At 31.0% G+C, this 20,028-nt stretch carries 30 protein-coding genes, 2 tRNA genes and 2 pseudogenes; 20 read left to right on the forward strand and 14 right to left on the reverse strand.

Annotated features, from left to right (window positions below):
• Positions 1–36 precede the first annotated feature (36 nt).
• Genes ACAM25_RS05560 through ACAM25_RS05590 form a run of 7 tightly spaced genes read left to right on the forward strand, consistent with a single transcriptional unit; the run spans position 37 to position 3,642 of the window.
• On the forward strand, positions 37–201 hold the full coding sequence (locus ACAM25_RS05560; RefSeq protein ID WP_369611341.1) for a hypothetical protein: 165 nt from the start codon (positions 37–39) through the stop codon (positions 199–201).
• Positions 202–211: 10 nt separating this feature from the next.
• Entirely contained in the window at positions 212–811 is a 600-nt protein-coding gene (locus ACAM25_RS05565; protein ID WP_369611342.1) for a hypothetical protein, read from the forward strand.
• A 19-nt stretch (positions 812–830) separates the two neighbouring features.
• Entirely contained in the window at positions 831–1,463 is a 633-nt protein-coding gene (locus ACAM25_RS05570) for a peptidase M50 (protein ID WP_369611343.1), read from the forward strand.
• Positions 1,460–2,017, forward strand: a complete 558-nt coding sequence (locus ACAM25_RS05575) for a rhomboid family intramembrane serine protease (protein WP_369611344.1) — start codon at positions 1,460–1,462, stop codon at positions 2,015–2,017. Before ACAM25_RS05570 ends, ACAM25_RS05575 begins: the two co-directional genes overlap by 4 nt.
• The gene (locus ACAM25_RS05580; protein ID WP_369611345.1) at positions 2,014–2,175 is read left to right on the forward strand and encodes a hypothetical protein; all 162 of its coding nucleotides are present in this window, start codon (positions 2,014–2,016) and stop codon (positions 2,173–2,175) included. The genes ACAM25_RS05575 and ACAM25_RS05580 overlap by 4 nt, the downstream gene beginning before the upstream one ends.
• Before the next feature lie 11 nt (positions 2,176–2,186).
• Complete coding sequence (locus tag ACAM25_RS05585) at positions 2,187–2,753, forward strand: adenylate kinase family protein (RefSeq protein WP_369611346.1); 567 nt, start codon at positions 2,187–2,189, stop codon at positions 2,751–2,753.
• A complete protein-coding gene (locus ACAM25_RS05590) occupies positions 2,746–3,642 on the forward strand; it encodes an Mrp/NBP35 family ATP-binding protein (RefSeq protein ID WP_369611347.1) in 897 nt (298 codons plus the stop codon). The genes ACAM25_RS05585 and ACAM25_RS05590 overlap by 8 nt, the downstream gene beginning before the upstream one ends.
• Here ACAM25_RS05590 and ACAM25_RS05595 read toward each other — a convergent pair.
• Positions 3,632–3,850 carry a hypothetical protein gene (locus tag ACAM25_RS05595; protein ID WP_369611348.1) on the reverse strand — a complete coding sequence of 73 codons (219 nt, stop codon included), beginning with the start codon at positions 3,848–3,850 and terminating at the stop codon, positions 3,632–3,634. The genes ACAM25_RS05590 and ACAM25_RS05595 overlap by 11 nt on opposite strands.
• A gap of 107 nt (positions 3,851–3,957) precedes the next feature.
• Between ACAM25_RS05595 and ACAM25_RS05600 the strand changes: the two genes are divergently transcribed.
• Positions 3,958–4,308 (forward strand): helix-turn-helix domain-containing protein, encoded by a 351-nt coding sequence (locus tag ACAM25_RS05600; RefSeq protein WP_369611349.1) that lies wholly within the window; start codon positions 3,958–3,960, stop codon positions 4,306–4,308.
• Here ACAM25_RS05600 and ACAM25_RS05605 read toward each other — a convergent pair.
• Genes ACAM25_RS05605 through ACAM25_RS05615 form a run of 3 tightly spaced genes read right to left on the reverse strand, consistent with a single transcriptional unit; the run spans position 4,279 to position 6,264 of the window.
• A complete protein-coding gene (locus ACAM25_RS05605) occupies positions 4,279–4,998 on the reverse strand; it encodes a 5-formyltetrahydrofolate cyclo-ligase (protein ID WP_369611350.1) in 720 nt (239 codons plus the stop codon). The genes ACAM25_RS05600 and ACAM25_RS05605 overlap by 30 nt on opposite strands.
• Entirely contained in the window at positions 4,982–5,548 is a 567-nt protein-coding gene (locus ACAM25_RS05610) for a LysE family translocator (protein WP_369611351.1), read from the reverse strand. The genes ACAM25_RS05605 and ACAM25_RS05610 overlap by 17 nt, the downstream gene beginning before the upstream one ends.
• Positions 5,545–6,264 (reverse strand): DUF72 domain-containing protein, encoded by a 720-nt coding sequence (locus ACAM25_RS05615; protein ID WP_369611352.1) that lies wholly within the window; start codon positions 6,262–6,264, stop codon positions 5,545–5,547. The genes ACAM25_RS05610 and ACAM25_RS05615 overlap by 4 nt, the downstream gene beginning before the upstream one ends.
• A gap of 50 nt (positions 6,265–6,314) precedes the next feature.
• Between ACAM25_RS05615 and cbp1 the strand changes: the two genes are divergently transcribed.
• Positions 6,315–6,758, forward strand: a complete 444-nt coding sequence (cbp1, locus tag ACAM25_RS05620; protein ID WP_369611353.1) for a CRISPR DNA repeat-binding protein Cbp1 — start codon at positions 6,315–6,317, stop codon at positions 6,756–6,758.
• On the opposite strand, the gene ACAM25_RS05625 is transcribed toward cbp1, so the two are convergent.
• Both ACAM25_RS05625 and cdvB1/B2 read right to left on the reverse strand, forming a co-directional pair.
• Positions 6,727–7,872, reverse strand: coding sequence for a tryptophan--tRNA ligase (locus tag ACAM25_RS05625; protein ID WP_369611354.1), 1,146 nt, complete (start codon positions 7,870–7,872; stop codon positions 6,727–6,729). The two genes, cbp1 and ACAM25_RS05625, sit on opposite strands and share 32 nt — an antisense overlap.
• Positions 7,873–7,918: 46 nt before the next feature.
• Positions 7,919–8,674 carry a cell division protein CdvB1/B2 gene (gene cdvB1/B2 / locus ACAM25_RS05630; protein ID WP_369611611.1) on the reverse strand — a complete coding sequence of 252 codons (756 nt, stop codon included), beginning with the start codon at positions 8,672–8,674 and terminating at the stop codon, positions 7,919–7,921.
• Between cdvB1/B2 and ACAM25_RS05635 the strand changes: the two genes are divergently transcribed.
• Positions 8,634–8,894, forward strand: a complete 261-nt coding sequence (locus ACAM25_RS05635; RefSeq protein WP_369611712.1) for a hypothetical protein — start codon at positions 8,634–8,636, stop codon at positions 8,892–8,894. The two genes, cdvB1/B2 and ACAM25_RS05635, sit on opposite strands and share 41 nt — an antisense overlap.
• A gap of 11 nt (positions 8,895–8,905) precedes the next feature.
• Positions 8,906–9,607: an alanyl-tRNA editing protein AlaXM gene (gene alaXM / locus ACAM25_RS05640; protein WP_369611355.1), complete on the forward strand. Its 702-nt coding sequence runs from the start codon at positions 8,906–8,908 to the stop codon at positions 9,605–9,607.
• 1 nt (position 9,608) lies between these two features.
• Here alaXM and ACAM25_RS05645 read toward each other — a convergent pair whose 3' ends face one another.
• From ACAM25_RS05645 to ACAM25_RS05655, 3 genes are read right to left on the reverse strand one after another with little or no spacing between them, the layout of a single operon-like run.
• Positions 9,609–10,040: a GtrA family protein gene (locus tag ACAM25_RS05645; RefSeq protein WP_369611356.1), complete on the reverse strand. Its 432-nt coding sequence runs from the start codon at positions 10,038–10,040 to the stop codon at positions 9,609–9,611.
• Between the two features lie 23 nt (positions 10,041–10,063).
• Positions 10,064–11,038 carry an aminotransferase class I/II-fold pyridoxal phosphate-dependent enzyme gene (locus tag ACAM25_RS05650; protein WP_369611357.1) on the reverse strand — a complete coding sequence of 325 codons (975 nt, stop codon included), beginning with the start codon at positions 11,036–11,038 and terminating at the stop codon, positions 10,064–10,066.
• Positions 11,035–11,610: a helix-turn-helix domain-containing protein gene (locus ACAM25_RS05655; protein ID WP_369611358.1), complete on the reverse strand. Its 576-nt coding sequence runs from the start codon at positions 11,608–11,610 to the stop codon at positions 11,035–11,037. The genes ACAM25_RS05650 and ACAM25_RS05655 overlap by 4 nt, the downstream gene beginning before the upstream one ends.
• A gap of 62 nt (positions 11,611–11,672) precedes the next feature.
• On the opposite strand from ACAM25_RS05655, the gene zfx1 reads away from it, so the two are divergent.
• The 6 genes and pseudogenes from zfx1 to ACAM25_RS05685 form a co-directional block, all read left to right on the forward strand.
• Positions 11,673–11,987 carry a zinc-containing ferredoxin Zfx1 gene (zfx1, locus tag ACAM25_RS05660; RefSeq protein ID WP_010978102.1) on the forward strand — a complete coding sequence of 105 codons (315 nt, stop codon included), beginning with the start codon at positions 11,673–11,675 and terminating at the stop codon, positions 11,985–11,987.
• A gap of 628 nt (positions 11,988–12,615) precedes the next feature.
• Entirely contained in the window at positions 12,616–12,726 is a 111-nt protein-coding gene (locus tag ACAM25_RS05665; RefSeq protein ID WP_369611612.1) for a nucleotidyltransferase domain-containing protein, read from the forward strand.
• Between the two features lie 8 nt (positions 12,727–12,734).
• A complete protein-coding gene (locus ACAM25_RS05670) occupies positions 12,735–13,025 on the forward strand; it encodes a hypothetical protein (protein WP_369611359.1) in 291 nt (96 codons plus the stop codon).
• Positions 13,018–13,284, forward strand: a complete 267-nt coding sequence (locus ACAM25_RS05675) for a HEPN domain-containing protein (protein ID WP_369611360.1) — start codon at positions 13,018–13,020, stop codon at positions 13,282–13,284. The genes ACAM25_RS05670 and ACAM25_RS05675 overlap by 8 nt, the downstream gene beginning before the upstream one ends.
• Before the next feature lie 20 nt (positions 13,285–13,304).
• The gene (locus ACAM25_RS05680) at positions 13,305–13,442 is read left to right on the forward strand and encodes a hypothetical protein (RefSeq protein ID WP_369611361.1); all 138 of its coding nucleotides are present in this window, start codon (positions 13,305–13,307) and stop codon (positions 13,440–13,442) included.
• Positions 13,443–13,648: 206 nt separating this feature from the next.
• Positions 13,649–13,807 (forward strand): annotated as a pseudogene (locus ACAM25_RS05685) (putative integrase); the annotation flags it as partial.
• A 31-nt stretch (positions 13,808–13,838) separates the two neighbouring features.
• Here ACAM25_RS05685 and ACAM25_RS05690 read toward each other — a convergent pair.
• Positions 13,839–13,928 (reverse strand) — tRNA-Glu (locus ACAM25_RS05690).
• Between the two features lie 272 nt (positions 13,929–14,200).
• Here ACAM25_RS05690 and ACAM25_RS05695 point away from each other — a divergent pair.
• Together ACAM25_RS05695 and ACAM25_RS05700 are read left to right on the forward strand one after the other, a co-directional pair.
• A complete protein-coding gene (locus ACAM25_RS05695) occupies positions 14,201–14,374 on the forward strand; it encodes a hypothetical protein (RefSeq protein WP_369611362.1) in 174 nt (57 codons plus the stop codon).
• A 300-nt stretch (positions 14,375–14,674) separates the two neighbouring features.
• Positions 14,675–15,171: pseudogene (locus ACAM25_RS05700) on the forward strand (IS1 family transposase); the annotation flags it as partial.
• A gap of 172 nt (positions 15,172–15,343) precedes the next feature.
• Here the strand turns inward: ACAM25_RS05700 and ACAM25_RS05705 are convergent.
• Positions 15,344–16,249 carry a hypothetical protein gene (locus tag ACAM25_RS05705; protein WP_369611363.1) on the reverse strand — a complete coding sequence of 302 codons (906 nt, stop codon included), beginning with the start codon at positions 16,247–16,249 and terminating at the stop codon, positions 15,344–15,346.
• Between the two features lie 946 nt (positions 16,250–17,195).
• On the opposite strand from ACAM25_RS05705, the gene ACAM25_RS05710 reads away from it, so the two are divergent.
• Positions 17,196–18,749 carry a hypothetical protein gene (locus tag ACAM25_RS05710; RefSeq protein WP_369611364.1) on the forward strand — a complete coding sequence of 518 codons (1,554 nt, stop codon included), beginning with the start codon at positions 17,196–17,198 and terminating at the stop codon, positions 18,747–18,749.
• 6 nt (positions 18,750–18,755) lie between these two features.
• Here ACAM25_RS05710 and ACAM25_RS05715 read toward each other — a convergent pair.
• From ACAM25_RS05715 to ACAM25_RS05725, 3 genes are all read right to left on the reverse strand, one after another.
• Positions 18,756–18,852 (reverse strand) — tRNA-Lys (locus ACAM25_RS05715).
• Positions 18,853–18,888: 36 nt separating this feature from the next.
• The gene (locus ACAM25_RS05720) at positions 18,889–19,116 is read right to left on the reverse strand and encodes a hypothetical protein (RefSeq protein WP_369611365.1); all 228 of its coding nucleotides are present in this window, start codon (positions 19,114–19,116) and stop codon (positions 18,889–18,891) included.
• On the reverse strand, positions 19,097–20,011 hold the full coding sequence (locus ACAM25_RS05725; protein ID WP_369611613.1) for an NAD-dependent epimerase/dehydratase family protein: 915 nt from the start codon (positions 20,009–20,011) through the stop codon (positions 19,097–19,099). Before ACAM25_RS05725 ends, ACAM25_RS05720 begins: the two co-directional genes overlap by 20 nt.
• Positions 20,012–20,028: the final 17 nt, after the last annotated feature.

Consider the following 20,028-nt stretch of genomic DNA (forward strand, 5'->3'; position numbering starts at 1 on the left):
CAAATTATTTAATTACCTCCTTTTCGATTTATTCTTATGTCTCGACTTCAAGAGGTAATAAAGAGACTTGAAGAAGTAGAAAAAATTATTAAAGATGCAAAAATAAATGAAGAGGATAAGGAGTACATAGAAAAAATTCTTTTAAAGAATATGAACATTGAAGCAGAAATATATACAAAGTATTTAAAGAGTAATAAATAATAATATTTTTGTGAGATATGAAGCATTCATTGATATACTGAGTGGAGATAAAAGATTTTTAAGTAGTAGTGGAGATGTTGTTGGAATAACTGAAGAACTAAGAAAATTAATAGAACAAAACGGTATTAATCTAATCACATTTTCTGATTTTATAGTTGAATACTTGAAAGAAAACCAATCTCTTTTAACTATTCATGTTACTGGAAAGCCTTTTTCAATATTATGTCCAAACATTGGTGTATTTCTTCAAATATGGATAACTGATGCCGAAAAATCAACTCAACATTTCTTAGCTATTGTAAACTACTCCGGCAATGTACAAATTTCCATTTCTAAACCAGAACTTTTTGACAGAGTGATATTTGATATTATGAAAAAGAGCATAGAATATTTAGACTGTTTAAGGGTAGAAATGCCTTTCCTTTATAGATTTATAATTTTTGAGTTATTTAATTCGTTTAGAAAGCTTTCAAAGATAAAATTTGAAGGGATAGTTGATAAAAATATTGTTTTAGCTGATTATAAAGATAGAGGCCTAATTTGGGAAATAGACTCTACTACTATTGATTATACAAACTCAATTTCGAAAAAAATTTTATCTCCATATTAACTATTTAAATAGTGAGAATTTGAGTTACATTGACTATTTAGAGTGGAGATTTCGAAATTTAAATGAAGGCTTATCCTTTCTTTTGGCAATACTCTCTTTATCAGTTGCCTTTATAGGACCTATTTACATTTCGGTTAACCCAATAATAGGAGTTTTAATACCAATTATAACAGCAACAACAGCAATAGTTCCACATGAAATAGCACATAGACAATCAGCAAGAAATTACGGTTGCGCATCTAGGTTCATTCTTAGCTTCAAAGGTTTTATAGTAACTCTTTTAATAAATTTAATAAGCGGTATTACTGGATTTGGCTTTCTTGTATTTGTAGCAGGTTATACTGGAATATTTTGCAGATTTGGTGGCATGTCAAAAGAAGTTGAAGGAAAGACTGCCTTTGCTGGGCCAGCTACTAATTTAGTTCTAGCTATTCTTGCCCTTCTTATAATTTCCTTTGTTCCCTTGCCTAACCTTTTTCTTAAATATTTGTTCGCTGAAATTTTCGAATTTAATAGTTATGTAGCTTTCTTTAATCTTATACCAATACCACCATTAGATGGACAAAAGGTATTAAGATGGAATCCAGCAGTTTGGGGATTAGCATTGGTATTCTCACTTATATTAACCTTTATACCTTATTATATAATATGAAATCTACTGTAGTTTTAATAATTTCAATAACCATTGGTTATATTATTGGGCAAATATTATCACTTCAGAGCTCTTTTTTGCTTTACTACCTCATTCAGATTAATTATCTGATACTAAAATATGGATTTTACTGGCAATTACTCACTTCTATTTTTATAACTCCTAGCTTCTTTGATTGGGCATTTAATGCTATTGCCCTATACTTTATTTATTGGCTCTACAAAAGCCAAGCTGGAAAATTAGAATATTTAGTATTTCTTCTTTCTGGTATAGTTGGGAATCTTTTCTCTTTATTTCTTTACTCACCTTTAACGGCCTCAGCAGGAGCTTCTGGAGGAATATTTGGATTATTTGCTTATTATGCTGTAAGCGATTATCTTAAAGATAAGCAAGTAAACAAGATAGCCATAATTCTCTTATTAGCTGTTTTCATTATGAGTGATACTCTTCCATTTTTTGATGTAGATATATGGGCACATACTGGTGGTATATTGACTGGGGTATTACTTTCGTTATTGCTTTTTAAAATATATGAGACAAGAAGAACAGTGTGAACATAGTAGAGGAAGTCCTTCTAATAATTGGTCTATTAATGTTCCCTTACGGAGTTTATGAAATATGGAAAGGAAGCGGAGATAGACAAACTAAGTTAATAATTATTGGAATTTCAGTAGTACTTTATTTAGTGGAGACTATTTTAGCATTGAGATAAATATTTTACAAGTGATAATAATTATTACTGGAACTCCAGGAACAGGTAAAAGCACGATAGTGGACTTACTCTCTAAAACATTAGGCTATGAAAAACTTCATGTTTCTTCCTTTTTAATTCAAAACAAAGTTTTTTCCGAATATGATGAATTACATCAAAGTTACATTATTGATGAAGAAAAGGCTATACAACTTCTAGATGAATATATAAAAGCTAGAAATATTGTTATCGAAACAATTTATCCTTCTTTAATTTCTCATGCAGATAAAGTAATAGTTTTAAGAAAAGACCCTAGGCTCCTTTATGAAGAATTAAGAAAAAGAGGATGGAATGAGTTAAAGGTTGCTGAAAACGTCATGGCAGAAATTTTAGGTGTAATAAGTAGCGAGGCTAAAGAATATTTTACAAAAGTTTGCGAAATTAACGTAACTAACCGAAAGCCTGAAGAAGTAGTAGAGCGCGTTTTAAAAGAGCAATGTGAAGAGATCGATTGGTTATCTATAGAGGAGATAGGTGATTTATTAATCTCATTAGATAAGATTATTAGCTCTTATGAAGATAGTATAAGTGATGAGTAGTAATAATCCATTCAGAATATCATCACCACAACCATCCTCAAGGCAACCGAGAGATTTAAGAAAAGTTAATCAACAAATTCAAGCTGCAGATTTAAAAATACAAATGAAAATGAAAATGGTAAAATATAAAATAGCTGTTTTGAGCGGAAAAGGAGGAGTAGGCAAGTCTTTTGTATCCTCAAATCTGGCTATGGCCTTAGCAGCTGCAGGAAGAAGTGTTGGAATTGTTGACGTGGATTTTCATGGTCCATCAGTACCAAAAATGCTTGGAGTTAGAGGACAATATTTGACTGCAGATGATAAAGGAGGAATTAACCCAGTAGTTGGTCCTTTTGGGATTAAAGTTGTTTCAATTGATTTTCTCTTACCAAGAGATGATACTCCAGTTGTATGGAGAGGGGCAATAAAGCATACAGCTATTAAACAGTTTTTAGGTGACGTTAATTGGGGAGAATTAGATTATTTAGTTATTGATATGCCACCAGGTACTGGAGATGAAGCTTTGTCTGTAGCACAACTAGTTCCCAATTTAACTGGAATGGTTATTGTAACTATACCTTCTGAAGTTTCTACTCTCGCCGTTAAGAAATCTATTAATTTCGCGAAAACAATAAATGCTAAAATCTTAGGTGTGATAGAAAATATGAGTTACTTCATTTGCCCTTCTGATGGTAAACCATATTACATTTTTGGTGAAGGAAAAGGAAAGCAAATGGCTGAAGAAATGGGAGTACCATTATTAGGCCAAATACCCTTAGATCCTATTGTCGCTCAGGCTAATGATTTAGGTGAACCATTCTTCTTAAAATATCCAGATAATCCGGCCTCAAAAGAATTTATGAAAATTGCTGATCAAATTATTCATATTATTGAGAACTCTAACCAATAGCAATAGAAAATAAAAACTTCTTCTTTTCATAATCTGGCTCTTTCTTTACTTTTCCTTCCCTCACTAAATCAGCTAATGCTTCCCTAAATTCTACCATATCGAACTCTAATCCTTTTTCTAATAGTATGTCTCTTATTTCAGTAGATGTTTTAGGACCTTCTTTACTTAATAAATCTATAATAACTTTTTTTAATTCATCCTTATTCATGTTTAGTATAATACAATACGAATAAAGTATAAAAAAGTTATTAGTCAGAATAGTAGTTAAATTTAAAAAATAGTTTATTTAATATTAAAGATGATAGGTGGTATAAAATGAGTATTGAAATTACTGAAAAAAGCGTAATTTTCAAAAGGTTCCTTGCTGTTGCTTATGGGCTTTCTGAGGCCGAAATTGAAGCTTTTCTGAAAATAATGGAGAGTAAAGAAGGAAAGAATGTTGATACAATTTCTAGTGAATTAGGAATTAGCAAAAGTAGAGCGAGTTTAATTCTTAAAAAACTTTCAGATGCGGGACTAATTGAAAAAGAGAAAAGTGGTAATAATAAAGGAGGAAGACCAAAGTTCATGTATTATGTTAACAGAGATGAAATAAGAGCCAAATTAGAGAAAAAAGCTAATGAATTATGTAATGAATTAAAACAGCTTATATCCTCTCTGAGCTAAATACTTCTTTAAAAATGGAGTTTCTTCTATTTTCTCCTTAGTTAAATATTCAAGGTAAATTCCTTTAGGTTTTTCTCTTGATCTTTTTGTATATATAACTTTAGTCGGAGTAGTTATTATATCAACTGGTACATCATAAGGCTCAGCAGGAATAAAATCAACAATTTGAACATCATGAACAGTAGTAGCAATAGGAGTATACTCATCAACTTTACCTAATTCTCTTAATATAGCAAACTCTAATTCACTATATCCTTCCCCCTTTCCAACTCTATCCCCAGTTAAAGTAACTGCTACAGATCCAGCAACTATCAAATCAACTTTTGGTATAGAGTATAAGTCGACAACTTCTCCGTACTTGAAAAATCCACTTATTTTTGTTGCGTCTTTAATGTTGTCAATTTTATTAGGATCTAACAAATAAAATTCTCCTTTTAACCTAGGGGTTGGAACAATAAGTAACTTACCACTCTTTAATACTAACTCTCTGACTGGTCTTTGAGGAGAATCTGGATTTACTTTAACTATTTTTGCCTTTGTAAATTCTTTAGTCTCGGCTAGTTTTCTTGCAGCTTCATCTGCTCCTTTAAAGTTAGGAATTCTACTAAAAACAGGTCTAGGAAAAGAAGCAATATTGGTTTCTTCAAGTAATTTCCAAATCTTTTCCCTTATTTCAGATTTTGATTGCATGAATACCTTGGTATAATATATAAATACCGAAAGCTAAAAGCACTACGAATGAGAACATTTTAACAGCAACTACGTAATTCTCTCCAATTTTATTAATTAACTTTGGAAATAAAAATATCCAAATTATTATTCCAGTAAAGAATCCTGGAGCTATAAAAATCGAAAACTGTTGAAGCATAGGAATTCCAAAAGCTATCCACCAACTAATCTGATATGGATTTACTAAAGCAGTAGTTAGTCCTTTTATATAACTCCCCTTAATAGTAGTTTTAAATCCTTTAATCTTTAAAACACCATAAGCCAAATATAACATATAAGCTCCTCCTATAAAATAGAATATTACTAAAATAGATTGAGGAATTAAACTTTTAAAAAAGAGAGATACCCAGAAAAATATAAAATCAGCTGTCATTGCTCCAGCTCCAACTGCAGTTCCATGAAAAGATGACTTTACTGACTCATGAGCCATCATTGCATTAATTGGACCAGGAGGAGCAGCTATTGATAACCCCATTATTATACCAAGTGCATAATCATAAAAAATATTCATTGCATATTTAAGTCTTTTATCAATTTTTTAAATCTTAAGGCATCGTCAAAAGAGTAGATATTGTTAAATAAAACATATACATCTTCTTTTTCTTGCATTACAATTTCAGCTAGTTTTTTCAGATCTTCATCAGTATATTTATATGAGTAGTTCACTTCACCTTTTCCTATTCCATGAAGCCTATAATATTTCTTTTTAGTAAGTGAGATATGTCTAAAAGGATCAACAACATGAATAATATTTAATTCACTAAATATTTTTGATAACAAATCACCCTTATACCATTCCTCTCCTCGAGGCTCCCAACCGTAAATGAAGGAAGGATCAGTAGAGCTAAAGAAATTTTTCAAATTTTTTACATTTTCTTCAGTAGGCAAAAAGGAAGAAGGGGTTTGAAATATTATAACTTTAGCGTTAAGTATTTTTGCTTCTTTTAAGGTGACTTCGTAAGCTTCAAAAACCTCTTTCGTTGGTTTGAAAAAACCGAAATTCTCTTTATTACCAAAATCGCTCTTCATCTTCTTATATGTAGTTCTGTTATATTCATGAGTTATAACTTGTAAAGCTTTTATAGTAAATTCTATATTTTTGCCTTGTTTTCTCCATTTATTTAATGTCTCTTCACTTACAACATCATAAAAAGTTTGTTGAACTTCAACAACATCAAAATAATTGAAATGCTTATAAGTAAATCCACAAGTTCCAATCTTTATCATAACTGAATATGGAAAAAAGTTTATTTTTAAGCTTTAAGTGATTTTAAAATGTGACTGAAAAAGAAGTTATAGAAAGAATTGTCGAAATGTATAATTCCGGCCGTACTATCAGAGAAATCTCAAATGAGTTAAAGATGAGTTACGGAAAAGTGAGGAATATATTAATTAAAGAGGGAGTAAGGATGAGAAATAAAGTCCCAAAGGAAACTGTGGAAAAAATAATAGAACTAGCAAAACAAGGATATAGTGCAAGAAAAATCAGCAAAGAACTAAACATGAATGAAACTACAGTACTCAGAATCTTAAAAGAACATAACTTAGGTAAAAGAATAAAAAGAATTACCAAAGAAGAAATAGAAGAAATCCTGAGAATGTATAGAGAAAATAAATCAATCTACGAAATCGCAAAGAAATTAAACAGATCTACGAATCTGATAGTTTATTATCTCAAAAAATATAAAGCTATTCGTGAATCTTCTTCCACATCTCCCTAGCTAATTCTCCCTCGTATTTAAAGACATTAACCAATTTCTTTGCCTCTTCTCTTTTTTGCCTATGTTGTTCAAGGAAGTCATTAAGTTTTTCAATTAGTATTTGCTTTAACTCTCCACTCAATAGTGCACCGGATCTATAGTCCTCTTCTATCTTCTTTATTTTATTATCATCTGGCTCGAAGAACATATATAACCATTGAAAAGACACATCAATATCTGGGTTTCCACCATATTTTCTGTGTAACTCTATTGTGGGTTGACCGCCAGAAAAAGCATACTTCATTATTTTCCTTTCAACAGTCTTCGGATCATCAGTTAAATATATTGCAGTCTCCGGTTGCGAAGAGCTCATTTTACCCTCTGGGCCAGTTAAAGGAGGAATAAATTTGCTATGAATTTGTGCTGCTTTGTAATATCCAAGGCTTTCAGCAATATCCCTTTGTAGCCTCCAATAGGGATCTTGATCAATACCAGCTGGTATTAAACATCTTTTCTTTTCAAACATAGTTGGAGCTATTTGTAATGCTGGATACCATATAATTCCTATATTTGAAGAAGTATCTAAACCAAAAGTAGCTCTCACTTCTGAAAAAGTTAATTTTTTAGCAATTTTTATAGCTATAGGATACATATTTCTTATGTATTCAGTATCTTGAAAAATGAAGGTTTTGTCTGGGTTAAATCCTACTGCTATTATATCTAAAATGTTATCATAAGCCCATTGCCTAGTTTGATCCAATGTATATTCTGGGTTTCTCATGAATTTTTCATCATCAGTAACTTCTATATATAAATTCACATTAAATTTATCTTGTAACCATTTTGTGAAAATAAAAGGAATAAGATGACCGATATGCATACCTAATGAAGGGGCTCTACCAGTATATAAAAAGAATCCTTTTCCTTCCTGATAATCTTTCAAAATTAGATCTAAATCTCTATGAGAGAAGAAAACATCCCTTCTTAACATAACATGTAATTCATCATGTATTAAGTTCTTTATTTTCTCCTTTAATTCTGGAGTTATTTTTTGAGTACCAAATTGGACAATTAGCTTATCATAATCAACTTTTCCTTTTACTTCCCAAGGAGTTACATTAAAATCTTGAGCCATAATATAAAAAAGAAAAATGAGAAATTTAAAAATGTGGGAAGAAAGTTTATGATTTTTGAGAGGAGGCCAATCCTCCAGCTGGTAGCTCTGGGAATTGCTCCTTCATCTTCTGTTCTGCTATCATTGATGCTTCTTCTAAGATCTTTCTTGCTTCTGGAGAAGATGTTACACCCACTCCTCCAACACCACTGAATTCTCCAGCTTCTATTACAACTTCTTGTAAACTATCACCTAATTCACCAAGTTCAATTGATAATTCTGGCATTACTCCCTTTAGTGCAGTCTTTAACTCACTAATTACTCCCATTACTGGTATTAAGTTTACGTAAATGTCACCTAATTCACCAACAGTTTCAAGTCTTAATTCTACTTGCTCTAATGCAATCTGTGTAGTTATTAACTGCTTAGTTATTTTTCTTATTTCAGCAACTTCATTAGCATACATTGCTGCTCTTGTATGATCTTTACTCATTTGTGCCTCTACAACTCTTTCGAACAATGTCCTATCTCTTTCTTGCATTTTAGCAATGTAAGAGTCTAATCTACTTATCATTGACCTAATCTTATATTGAGCTTGAATTAACCTATATTTTAAGGGCTCTTTACTCTTTGGTATTTTTACTTTTTCGTTTCCAGCCCATATCTTTTGGAAGTCTTCTTTTCCTAACATGGGCAATTTATATCTTGGCACGTTAGTCTTATAAAGCGGTTTTACCCGTAATATAGGTTTAAAAATAAGGGTAACCAATAAAATATTTAGTATGCCAACCTTTAGTGAAGATCCAGATGTTGATATACTTATTACTGATAACCTTTTAAAAGTATTAGTTGACCTTAGAGGAAGGAACATAAAAACAGAAAACTTATTAGTTAAGGCTGATAATCAAGGGATTTATCTTTTCGATAAAGAGAATAATAACGTAATAAAAGTAATCAAATTACCAAGTCAAGTTGATCCTAACTCAGTATCATTTTCTGAGAATTTTGGTACTTACATAATTACGCTTAAAAAATCCTTATGAAATATTATAGTATGGTTGAAAAGTTATACTTAACTGATTGTTATATTAAGGAATTTAAAGCAAAAATAACCAAGATTGAAGGAAATCTCGTATTCCTTGATAAGACAGCCTTCTACCCTGGTGGCGGAGGAGTAGAAAATGATAAAGGTTTCTTATCATTTAATGGTGGAAAAGTAGAAGTTACAAACGTAAAAGAAGTTGACAACGATGTTGCTCATGAAGTCTCATCAATTCCATTCAAAGTTGGTGATGAGATTACTGGAATAATAGATTGGGGAAGAAGATATAAAATGATGAGATTACATACAGCCTCTCACATAATAGCTTCAATAGCGTATTCTAAGTATAATGCTAAAGTAACTGGAGGAAATATTTCGCCAGAGTATGCCAAAGATGACTTTGACGTTGATGATAAAAACAAGCTTCTTGAGATAGTGAAAGAGGCTAACGAAATCGCTAAAAAGAGTATACCAGTGAAAATATACTTTTTAAAAAGAGAAGAAGCATTAAAAATACCTGGAATTGTGAAGTTAGCTGAGAAGATGCCACCAAATATTGACTTATGGAGAATTGTCGAAATAGAAGGAATTGATATCCAAGCAGATGGAGGACCACATGTCTCTAACACTTCTGAAATAGGGGAAATAGTTCCAATAAAGGTTGAAAATAGGGGAAAAGGAAAGAAGAGAATTTATTATACTGTAAAACCTTAATCTAACCCCAAACGTATTTTATACTTAAGACAAATCTAACCCCAAAGCCTCCAATTATTCCTAGGAAGTTAATTGCTGCTAGATAAATTGAGGATAAATGTAAAGTTGAGAAAAATAATAGGAAGAGTAATTGAGTAATATTACCATAATGAATTAGTAATACAACTAGCCCTATAACTATTACATATTGAACTATACCACCTACTAAAGAAGACACGTGAAATTTCCACATTCTAGTTACAATCTTTCCTTTTCTCATTTCACGGAAAGTCCATACATCATTAAGTATAAAGTTGAAAAGTATTGAGACTTCAATAGCTAAAGCCAAAGATATAGCAATAGGTATATAAGCCTTAGTTAACAATAATACTCCTTCATTAACTATAGTACCTAAGCCACCAACAATAGTATATTTTATAACTTTTTCTAACACAAATAACTACTAAAAAGTAATGATTAATAAAGTTTTTCGCACTCGAGAATCTTATCAATCAGTAATAATAAGTCTTTAAAATCATTTTTTAAAGAAATTCTACCATGAGTTTCTCTTAAACCTAAGAAACCATAAGGCTCCCTTATCTGATATCCATACTTCCTAAGAATTTGATTTACCTTACTTGCCGATATAGGAAATTCAACAAGAAAATATGGTGCAACAGTATCATAAATTTTAAACTTAACTTTAACATTTTTGAGATCATCTATAAGTCGTTTGACTTCTTTCCTAGATTTTTTTAGAAAATCTTTAACTTCCTTAGGATTCAAATTAGTGAATACGTAGTATACAACGCTATTTATCCTCCATGGAGGTGCTTTTTCCTCTAACTTTATTGATTCCTTGCCTATTGTAAACCCTAATCTTAAACCGGGTATTGAAAGAGATTTTGTAAATGAAGATATAATTAAAAGATTAGCGTAATCTCTTGTATATTTAATAGAACTAGAAACAAGACTAATATCGATAAAGGATTCGTCTAGTATCAATTCCCTTCCTAAAGATAGAAAATTTAAGATTTCATTCTCTTTTATAAAACTTCCAGTAGGATTAACTGGATTACTAGTTATAACACAATCTCCAGATAAGAAGTACTCAAATGTATTACCTTTTTCAATAGCGAAATAGCTTGACCCTCTTTTATATTCAGAAAAATTTGGTTCCGGTACATTACATTTTTTGTCAATCAACTTAATAGCTTCAGAAGAACCATTGAAGACTCCAATTAAGTCTATATCGATATTATAAAGCTCTGCTATAAACTCCTTTAATTTCCTATAATCCTCTGGAGGATAATATTTGTAAACTTTTTTATGTATGGCTTCACGTATTAGCTCTTCAATTATAGGCAAACTCCCCAAAGGATTAAGATTAACACTAAAGTCATTAATACTTTCTGGACCTTCTTTATCCCATTTAACTCCTCCATGCTTCATAATCCTCTCTCCTTAAAGTAAGCCTCAATAATGTTCTTTTCAGCTCTCCTTAAAATTTCAGCTAAAGTAGAAGAGCTAATATTTAACTTCTCAGCTAATTGAGTTAAAGTAATCCTTCTGGGAAAATCGTAAAAACCAGCTTCAAGAGCAATTTTAACTATTTGTTCTTGCCTCGCTGTTACAATAGAATCTGTTTTAGCTTTAACAACCTTTAGTACTTTTACATCGATCTTCATGTCAACAAACTCCTTCAATAGCCTCTTTAATTCTTGATAACCATCAACTATAACAGTCCAAACTATTGAGTCAGGCAAAATGTTCCCTTGAGTTATAGTATATTTTGAAAGAATCGAAATAATCTTTGAATTAACTTGCATTGTACCTAGATAACTGTTCTTAGAAACCCTAGTGAAAGACGAAAGAAACTGCTTTTCTTTTCCTTTATATTCAACTAAAATTCTATATCCTTCTCTATCCTGCCTTATATCAAGAATTGTAACAGAACTATTATACCAGTCATTTATAGAAATCCAATCCTCTAAAGGAGTTTTTAAAGTTACGTGAAGTAACATCCCGAACATATTAGGGGATTAAAATATTTTAAACTAATGCTATTTAGTAATTGGGGATTTGTATGGGTATCGATCCGAACTACAGAACTAATAGGCAGGTTGTAGGAGAACATTCTGGACATAAAGTATATGGTCCTGTTGAGCCTCCGAAGGTTTTGGGAATACATGGTACTATTGTTGGTGTAGATTTTGACTTATGTATTGCTGATGGTTCATGCATAAATGCCTGTCCAGTAAATGTATTCCAATGGTATGATACACCCGGACATCCAGCATCTGAGAAGAAGGCAGATCCAGTAAATGAACAAGCCTGTATATTCTGCATGGCATGTGTAAATGTTTGCCCAGTAGCAGCAATAGACGTAAAACCACCATAAATTTTTTCTCTTAATTCTAAATCAAATTATAAATTATTTAAAACTTATACTAAAACTTAAAAATAAGTATATTTAGTATATATATTATATCGTTATGATAATAAATTCTTTCTATAACTTCTCTATGAATTACGCCTTTCTTGCACTTGCGTATAAATCTTTCCTTTCAACCTTTATATATATCTTAATTTTATACCTTGACGATTACTCAGTTATATAAGTATGCAAAATTTTTAACCTAAAGATTTATTAAACGCTCAATTTACATGATCTAAATTTTATCTATGTAAGTAAATGACTTAAACTGTGATTAGTATAATTTCATACATTTTTAGGAAAAAAGCTAGTATTTACAACATCCTATTTTAGAATTTCTCAACAAACATAAACTTAAAAGAAAAAGAAAAAAGAAGTTATATAATCGTAAATAATAAATGAAAAATATCTATTTATAGTTAATTTCCAGAGATGTAAACATAAGAAACTAAAATAGGTTTTTATCTTTTTCTTTCCAGTTCTCAATTGTGAAAAAAGGAATTGAAAACTTACCAAAGCCCTATGATGAAGTTGTAAAAAATTACTTGATGCACTTTTATCCCTTTATGGTAGTAACTTAGTCTCTCTCTTAATTTACGGAAGCGTAGCAAGAGGAAATCCTAGAAAAGACAGTGATATTGACTTATTAGTTGTCTTTGAATCTTTACCATTGAATAGACCTGAAAGGCTTGATAATATTTAACAAAGCTTATGATCTTGTTGATTCTTTACTTCTCTCTCATAGATCAAGGATACTATATAACTTTATCGCCAATAACTAAAAGTAAAGACGAAGCAATTCATTTTACTCCCCTTTATCTAGATATGATTGAGGATGCTGTAATTATTTATGATAAGGATAATTTCATGGAAAAAGTGTTAAATAGAATTTCTGAAGAGCTTAGAAAATTAGGAGCTAAAAGAGTTTGGCTGAGCGATAGAGCATGGTATTGGGATCTGAAGCCAAATTATAAATTTGGGGACGTGATTGAGATTGAATAACCTAGATATGATTAGATCTTATATTAATCAAGCTAAAGAAAGAATTGAACATGCAGAAGAGGCTTTGAAAAAAGGTAATTATCCTTATGTGGTTAGACAATGCCAAGAAGCTGTTGAACTTTTACTAAAAGCTTCACTTAGGTTCGTAGGTATAGAACCTCATGATGTAGGGCCAATATTAAGAAAAGAAAGTGAAAAATTCCCAGAATGGTTTAGAGCTCACAATGATGAATTGGCATCAATATCAAGAAAATTTTAAGAGAGGAGAGAGAATTCTCTATGTATGGTGATGAAGAAAGAAATATACCACCAGAGCTACTTTATACCAAATATGATGCTGAAATATACTTATCCCAAACTAAGACTGTTCTCTCTTTAGTTTTAAAACTCATCGAAGAAGGAACTAAAACTAGCTAATATAAGAAATCAATTACTCACTAAATGTACCAATACTATTTCTAAACCGAATTCAAATAAATCGACCTAATTGTGAAATTAACTATTTACTTAGCATTACTTCCTTGAGACAACATAATATTTTCTCTTTCAATAGTTTAGGCAAAAATTAACGCTTGCCAATTGCTTATAAATCAAAATTGGCAATCGTTATTTAGGGCGATAAAATGACGAAAGAAAAGACTAGATACAAATATGGTGATGTGATAATAAGGGAAAGAAAAGGGCGGTATTATGTCTATAAGTTGGAAACGATAAACGGTGAGATAAAGGAACATTATGTTGGTCCTTTAGATAAGATTGTAGAAACTTACGAAAAATTGAAATTGGGAGTTGAAGGGGGTGTTCCCCCTTCAGTGCCGCGGCCGGGATTTGAACCCGGGTCACAGGCTCGAAAGGCCTGCATACTTTCGGTGCACGCGCTTGACCGGGCTATACTACCGCGGCATCTGTAGTTAGAATTAAGAAGAAGGAGATATTTAAGGTTAGCGATTAATACTTATTACTATGTAGGATATATGAAAACAATTATGATTAGAGACGACGTTTATAAAAAGTTAGAGAAATAAAAGGAGATAGAGTTTTAGTGAAATAATAGATAAATTAATAGAAGAGTCTAAGAGTATAAGAAATAAAAGATAAGAAATCTTTCGGAATTTTAGATGAAAATGAAGCAAAAATATTAGAGAAAAACGTAGAAGATTTGAGGAAAGAGCTAAATGAAGCTTTTAGTAGAGACATCAGCTCTTATTGAATATTTAAGAAGAAATGAGAAGATAAAGGAAATAGTAGAGGAAGCAGACGAGATATACATAAGCTCTCTATCAGTATTTGAACTTCTGTCTGGAAGAGTTAAGGAAGATGTAATAATTGGATTTTATAAGGCTGTTTAAGATTATACCCTTCACTCGAATTAATGGATTAATCCTCTAGAATATATAAGAAGTTAAAAGAGGATGGAAAATTCATAAATCTCGTAGATATTTTAATATCTTCTCCCGCCAAAAATGGGACTTCCTATACTGACTAAAGATAAAGATTTTGAAAAGATTGATTGATTAAAATAATGCTGATTTAGAGAATGACATTAGATACGTAGCATTAGATCTTATACATTGCGTTATCATTAAACTACAGAGTATGTCCATAGCGTCGTCATGAAGTTATAATTATTTGTATAATGAGTATTACTTATGGGTAGGAAGCTTGTTTATAGGGATATTACTTGTCCTTCTTGTGGTAGTAATCATGTTGTTAAGAAGGGTAAGTAGGAGTTTCTTTGTAGGAGTTGTGGTATGAGGTTTATTGAGGGTTCTAAGCATCGTTATGATAAGAGTGTGAGGAAAAAGCTTTAGATTAGAAATGTATGCTAATGGTATGAGTATGATTATTTCTAGAGTTTTGAATGTACCTTTGGGTACTGTTTTTACGTGGATTAAGAGGTATGGTAAGAGGAAGTATGAGAAACTGGTTGATCTTTGGAGTAAGGCTAGGGATGTTGTTGGTGAGATGTGGACTTACTTGAAGAGGAATAAAGAAGCCTTCTACAAGTAAGTTTTTACTGGTTTTTTATTTTCTAGTAAGGGTATGTATGTTTCTTTTTCCGTGGGGGATCATGATGAGAGGACATTTAATGAGCTTAGACAGTGAGAAGGGTACTTGGGTAACTGATGACTACAACTTATATTTCCATATTGTCGTCCTGTCGGTATAAAATTAAGATGCTTGTATTCTGTATATGAAGGCTAAATTCTATAGGGAAAATTATGTAAATAATTTATACCTAAAAGATGACAATATGAACACACTCAGAGAAATAGTGAGAATAATTATAATAAAACTCACAAGGAAAATTAAAGGACTTAAACATTCTTATCATTCTTTATTTTTGCTAACCTTTTTGTCATTAACCACACTCTAACCTCACGAGGCGGATGAGTAGAAAATGGAATAATAAAATAGATGAGCTTAGCATAAACACTTAGACCCGGTGTAATCTTAAGAAATTTAACAGCACCATTCAATGAAATCTCTTTTTCAACACTTATTGAGTAAAGATCGGCCATAATTTCTTCCACGCCCCTAGAAATTAAGTAGTAATAAAATGAAAGATAAAGAAAAGCAAAAGGGATAGGCTCACTTATTGCAGAAATTAATAAGAAAAACATAAATAGAAAAAAGAAAGTTTGTAAAGATTTACCATTACTAAAAAATGCAAAGGAAAAAATAAATGGAAGGGAGAAAAACAGAACTACAATAAGGGTCAAAGTGTAATTCTGATTAAGAGAAATGAATAAAAGAAACAAAGATATTACAAACACATAAAAGAGAAGAAAACTAAAAAGAACATGAAGTTTATACAAATAAGGATGTTTTGTAATTTTAGCAAGTTCATTTTCTGAAAGTAAACCTAATACTAAGGATATACCAGAAAGAGTATTAACATACCTCCAGTTAGTATAATTTTTCGCATGGCCAATCTCATGATATAAGACATAATTATAAATGTCGTAATCACGAAGAATTCTATTCTCTAATATTACAGACCTCTTAATTGCATAAGCATTAACATAACGGAGTTTAGCAACATAAACGTCTATACCATCAATATTAAATATCTTCTGAAGCTTCCCATAAACAACCTTCAGCGGGACTAAAGATAATAATGCCATTAGAAAAAGAAGAAAAAATAAAAAGGGGAAATAAAACCAGAGAACTATAAAAGTTAACGAATAAATTATTAATCCAATTATAAATATAAACTTCACGTGATTAACTATAAAAAAGAAAAAGTTAATATATTTTTTCATAACTCGGTAAAGAGTAGCTTACGATATTTTTAATTTGAACTAGATGAATTTGGTAATACATTATAGAGAGACAGGAGGGATTACTTGGGTAAAGCAATACATAAGGTTAATGTTTCCCCGTTCCAAGTTATAAAAGTCTTTTTCTCTTAAATTTTGGGATATTGCTAAGGTTTTTGCTACTTATTCTTGAATATTCCGAAAAATACGTTACTACTGGAGGAGATTGAATAATCTTACAAATTCTAGTTATTATGCACTTGATTTTACTAGTGAATGTGTTAATGTACTACTTGTGTTAATGCTGGCTTTATCTCCTTCTTCATGTTAACAGAAGCGTATCTTGATAGAATAAGTATTTAGAAGTATAAAGCACAGAATTTCAGTGATAGACTTCCTTGGAATTCAGGCAAAATAAGCTTGTTCGGTGAATTCAATCTTACCGTTTATAAAAGGTGAGAGAAATTGTTGGACATACTCATAGTGTCGTCATGAAGGTATAAATTATTTCTAGGATATTTTGCAACATAATTATAATAAATCTTTTCTTTCAATCAATCTTCATATAGAGAGCATAAATATGTTAATTTAATGCTTAAGTAACGACGCTTATATAAGTATGAAAAATTTTTTGACCGAAAGATTTATTACTGAACGCTATGCGGTAGGATCTGTTAAATGTTATTTCTTTTTATTAAATAAAATAGTCTCATCAGAATTTTAATAAAGAAAATATAAATAATATATAGAGACTTAGAAAATATAAAATTAAGATTAAATGTTACTTCTTTTTTTTTTATTTTGAACTACTATTTACTAATCAAATCTCTTCTTATACTATAAATACTAGAAAAGTTTTATTCAACTCAGTGCATTATATATACTTAATTTCTTAATTGGTGATAAAATGAGTGAACAAGAACAACAAGAAGAAGTATTAATTGGAAAAGAAGAAGATGTACAAGATCTTAGTAAAGAAGATTTAGACGCATATATATACATAGCTGATCAAACGTCGGAAGTTGTAGGAGATATTATAACTCAATTAGAAATACTTCAGGTTGTAAGTTTTGAAGAATATTGTAGAATATGTTTTGGCAGAGGCTTATCTAAAGCTTATGAATTACTGAGAAATCACGATCCTAACGCTTACGCAATAATGCCAGCATTAGGAGTTTCTGAAAGAGTGGCTCCAGATACAGATGATGTATATCAAGTTATTAGACAAGGAGTATTAATAAGAACAGTAGAAGGAAACTACTATTATATAGGTGGTATAAGTGAGAGGTGGAGGGCTGGCAATTTTTACGTTAGCCAAGCTGGTTCTCTTGCCTCAACTAAAATATACTCAGACACGCTTAAATGGTATAAGGAAAATAATGTCAAAGTCGGTGTAATACCCCTATATAAAGAAAAAGATATTGAGAATTTTATAAATCCGCCATTACTCTATTGGTGTAGTCAAAATGGCCAACCAGCAGATATACCCATAGGACTTGATGAATTACTAAATAGTAAGACTACAGTAGCTGGATTATTATCAACATTACAATGGGTTATTATAGGTTATGCTGGCGATCCATTTATAAAAAGGCATGGTCAACTACAACTAGAATCTTTATTTTATAGGCATGAATTAGTAGGTTTATCTAGCAAACCACCAACCTTACTTGCTGGTATGGTATCCTCATTAAATAATATTACATGTTATGCTAAGGCTAATAATATAGCTAATATAAATCAATTACTTAGTAATCCAAGAATTAAGGGAATCATGATTTTACCATACAATACTTATGCAGACATGGCATGGTTATGTAGACAGAAAATTCCTAATAAGGGAATATGTAAATGGTATGAAGATAATATGAACAATAATAAGTATATATCTTTAAATGAGACTTCAATCGGTGCACCAATATTTTCTAACGTTAATTGCTGTGATAGTTGTGAAGGATTAGTATTGTTAGGTTTTGTGGGTGAGATAATAAAGTATGATAATCCGAATGGAAATACTTCTGGTATTATTGGTGTTTATCCTTCACCAAAATGTAGTAAATATACTGATGCATGTATTAACGATTACGTATCATTACTTGGTATTAATGAACCTTTTAATATACAATTAACAGCTGTAAATAACGCGAAAAAAGCTAAGAATAAGCTAATATATTTAGGTTTCCCAGCCCAAATAGCTGAGACGGCTGTAGAATATGTAGAAAACTGGTTACAACATCCAGATAAGATAGCTGAAGAAGCTAAACCGTATGCTGAAAAAGCTAATAATGTAGCCAAAAAAATTTGGGAAACAATACAGAAGGATAAACTATATAGATGTTTAAACTATGATTGGATTTACAAATGTCTAGATGAATATGACTGGAATGAAAGTGAAGAAGATCTATACAAAAAGACTCTTAATTGTGTTATGGAGATGTGTTATGAATCTGGAAGAGAATAAAATACGCGGGCCCGCCGGGATTTGAACCCGGGACCTACGGGTCGCTTTCCGCGACCCAGCGCGGTTAAAAGCCCGCCGCTCTACCTGGCTGAGCTACGGGCCCACAAAAATCAATAATAGGACTAATATTTAAATTAAACTATTTTCTTTTACCAGTACTAAGCATCACATAACCAACATAACCTAAATATCCGAAAACTCCTAAAATAATCAAGAAATTAAGAACTTTAATAAAATAATCAGATATGTTAATGTTTCCTAACTTTATCTGTAAGCCTATAAATATTATCTCAAAGGCAAGAATAATAACTAAGGCTGAAAGAATTAACAAACCTAAACCTAATAATCTAATTTTTACGTAATCCATTTAATAAATCCCTCACAGCTTGTTTTACAGCATCTCTTGAACTATATTTAGGTTTCCATCCTAATTCCTTAATTTTCTTTATGTCCAATAACATAAATCTAACGTCACCTATCCAGCCCCTTCCATCACCAGAGTCAATGTATATATGTTCTGGTGAAACATTCATTTCTTCCTCTACGATCTTTGCGATTTCATCTACTGTTATCCAATCTTCATTACCTAGGTTATAAACCTCGTATCCTCTATTAACCTTTTCAGATAGTAGAATAAAACCCTCAACTGTATCAGAAATGTAAACATAACTTTTCTTTTGTTTTCCATTACCTAGTATTTCTAATTTTTTGTTATTTTTTAATAGTTTATGCACAAAATCATAAATAACTCCATGAGAAACTCTTCCACCAGTTACGTTAGCTAAACGAACAGAAATACCAGTTATACCATAAACTCTCGAATAATATTCAACCATTTGTTCTCCAAGAAGTTTATATAAGCCATAATTAGATATAGGCTTTAGTTCTGCATTCTCTGGAGTTGGTATTTTATCAGTCTCTCCATAAACTGTAGAGGATGATGCAAAAATCACTTTTTTTGCATCATTTTTTCTAGCAATTTCTAATACATTTAAAGTAACTTTAACATCTCTTTCAAAATGTTCTTCAACATCAATCATAGAAGTCCTTACATCAGGATTAGCAGCTAAATGAAAAATAATTGAATCCTTAGGTATCTTTAAATCATTATGCCTTCTTAAGTCAATTTTCTCATAAAGGGCTTTCTCATTTATATATTTTCCGTAAGAGAAATCATCAATAACTATTACTTCTCCTTTATCCACAAGATAATCAGTTAAATGACTTCCAATATACCCAGCACCACCAGTTATTATATAAATCATGAGTATAGATTATT

The sequence above is a fragment of the Sulfurisphaera javensis genome (assembly GCF_041154675.1).
Taxonomy (GTDB): Archaea; Thermoproteota; Thermoprotei_A; order Sulfolobales; family Sulfolobaceae; genus Sulfurisphaera; species Sulfurisphaera javensis.

Coding starts and splice junctions, on each gene's coding strand:
- ACAM25_RS05710 (WP_369611364.1), top strand. CDS start 17,196: ATGAGTGAACAAGAACAACAAGAAGAAGTATTAATTGGAAAAGAAGAA.
- ACAM25_RS05670 (WP_369611359.1), top strand. CDS start 12,735: ATGATCTTGTTGATTCTTTACTTCTCTCTCATAGATCAAGGATACTAT.
- ACAM25_RS05625 (WP_369611354.1), bottom strand. CDS start 7,872: ATGGCTCAAGATTTTAATGTAACTCCTTGGGAAGTAAAAGGAAAAGTT.
- ACAM25_RS05720 (WP_369611365.1), bottom strand. CDS start 19,116: ATGGATTACGTAAAAATTAGATTATTAGGTTTAGGTTTGTTAATTCTT.
- ACAM25_RS05635 (WP_369611712.1), top strand. CDS start 8,634: ATGCCAACCTTTAGTGAAGATCCAGATGTTGATATACTTATTACTGAT.
- ACAM25_RS05680 (WP_369611361.1), top strand. CDS start 13,305: ATGTATGGTGATGAAGAAAGAAATATACCACCAGAGCTACTTTATACC.
- ACAM25_RS05595 (WP_369611348.1), bottom strand. CDS start 3,850: ATGAATAAGGATGAATTAAAAAAAGTTATTATAGATTTATTAAGTAAA.
- ACAM25_RS05655 (WP_369611358.1), bottom strand. CDS start 11,610: ATGTTACTTCACGTAACTTTAAAAACTCCTTTAGAGGATTGGATTTCT.
- ACAM25_RS05695 (WP_369611362.1), top strand. CDS start 14,201: ATGAAGCTTTTAGTAGAGACATCAGCTCTTATTGAATATTTAAGAAGA.
- ACAM25_RS05615 (WP_369611352.1), bottom strand. CDS start 6,264: ATGATAAAGATTGGAACTTGTGGATTTACTTATAAGCATTTCAATTAT.
- ACAM25_RS05600 (WP_369611349.1), top strand. CDS start 3,958: ATGAGTATTGAAATTACTGAAAAAAGCGTAATTTTCAAAAGGTTCCTT.
- ACAM25_RS05650 (WP_369611357.1), bottom strand. CDS start 11,038: ATGAAGCATGGAGGAGTTAAATGGGATAAAGAAGGTCCAGAAAGTATT.
- ACAM25_RS05575 (WP_369611344.1), top strand. CDS start 1,460: ATGAAATCTACTGTAGTTTTAATAATTTCAATAACCATTGGTTATATT.
- ACAM25_RS05560 (WP_369611341.1), top strand. CDS start 37: ATGTCTCGACTTCAAGAGGTAATAAAGAGACTTGAAGAAGTAGAAAAA.
- zfx1 (WP_010978102.1), top strand. CDS start 11,673: ATGGGTATCGATCCGAACTACAGAACTAATAGGCAGGTTGTAGGAGAA.
- ACAM25_RS05610 (WP_369611351.1), bottom strand. CDS start 5,548: ATGAATATTTTTTATGATTATGCACTTGGTATAATAATGGGGTTATCA.
- alaXM (WP_369611355.1), top strand. CDS start 8,906: ATGGTTGAAAAGTTATACTTAACTGATTGTTATATTAAGGAATTTAAA.
- ACAM25_RS05590 (WP_369611347.1), top strand. CDS start 2,746: ATGAGTAGTAATAATCCATTCAGAATATCATCACCACAACCATCCTCA.
- ACAM25_RS05605 (WP_369611350.1), bottom strand. CDS start 4,998: ATGCAATCAAAATCTGAAATAAGGGAAAAGATTTGGAAATTACTTGAA.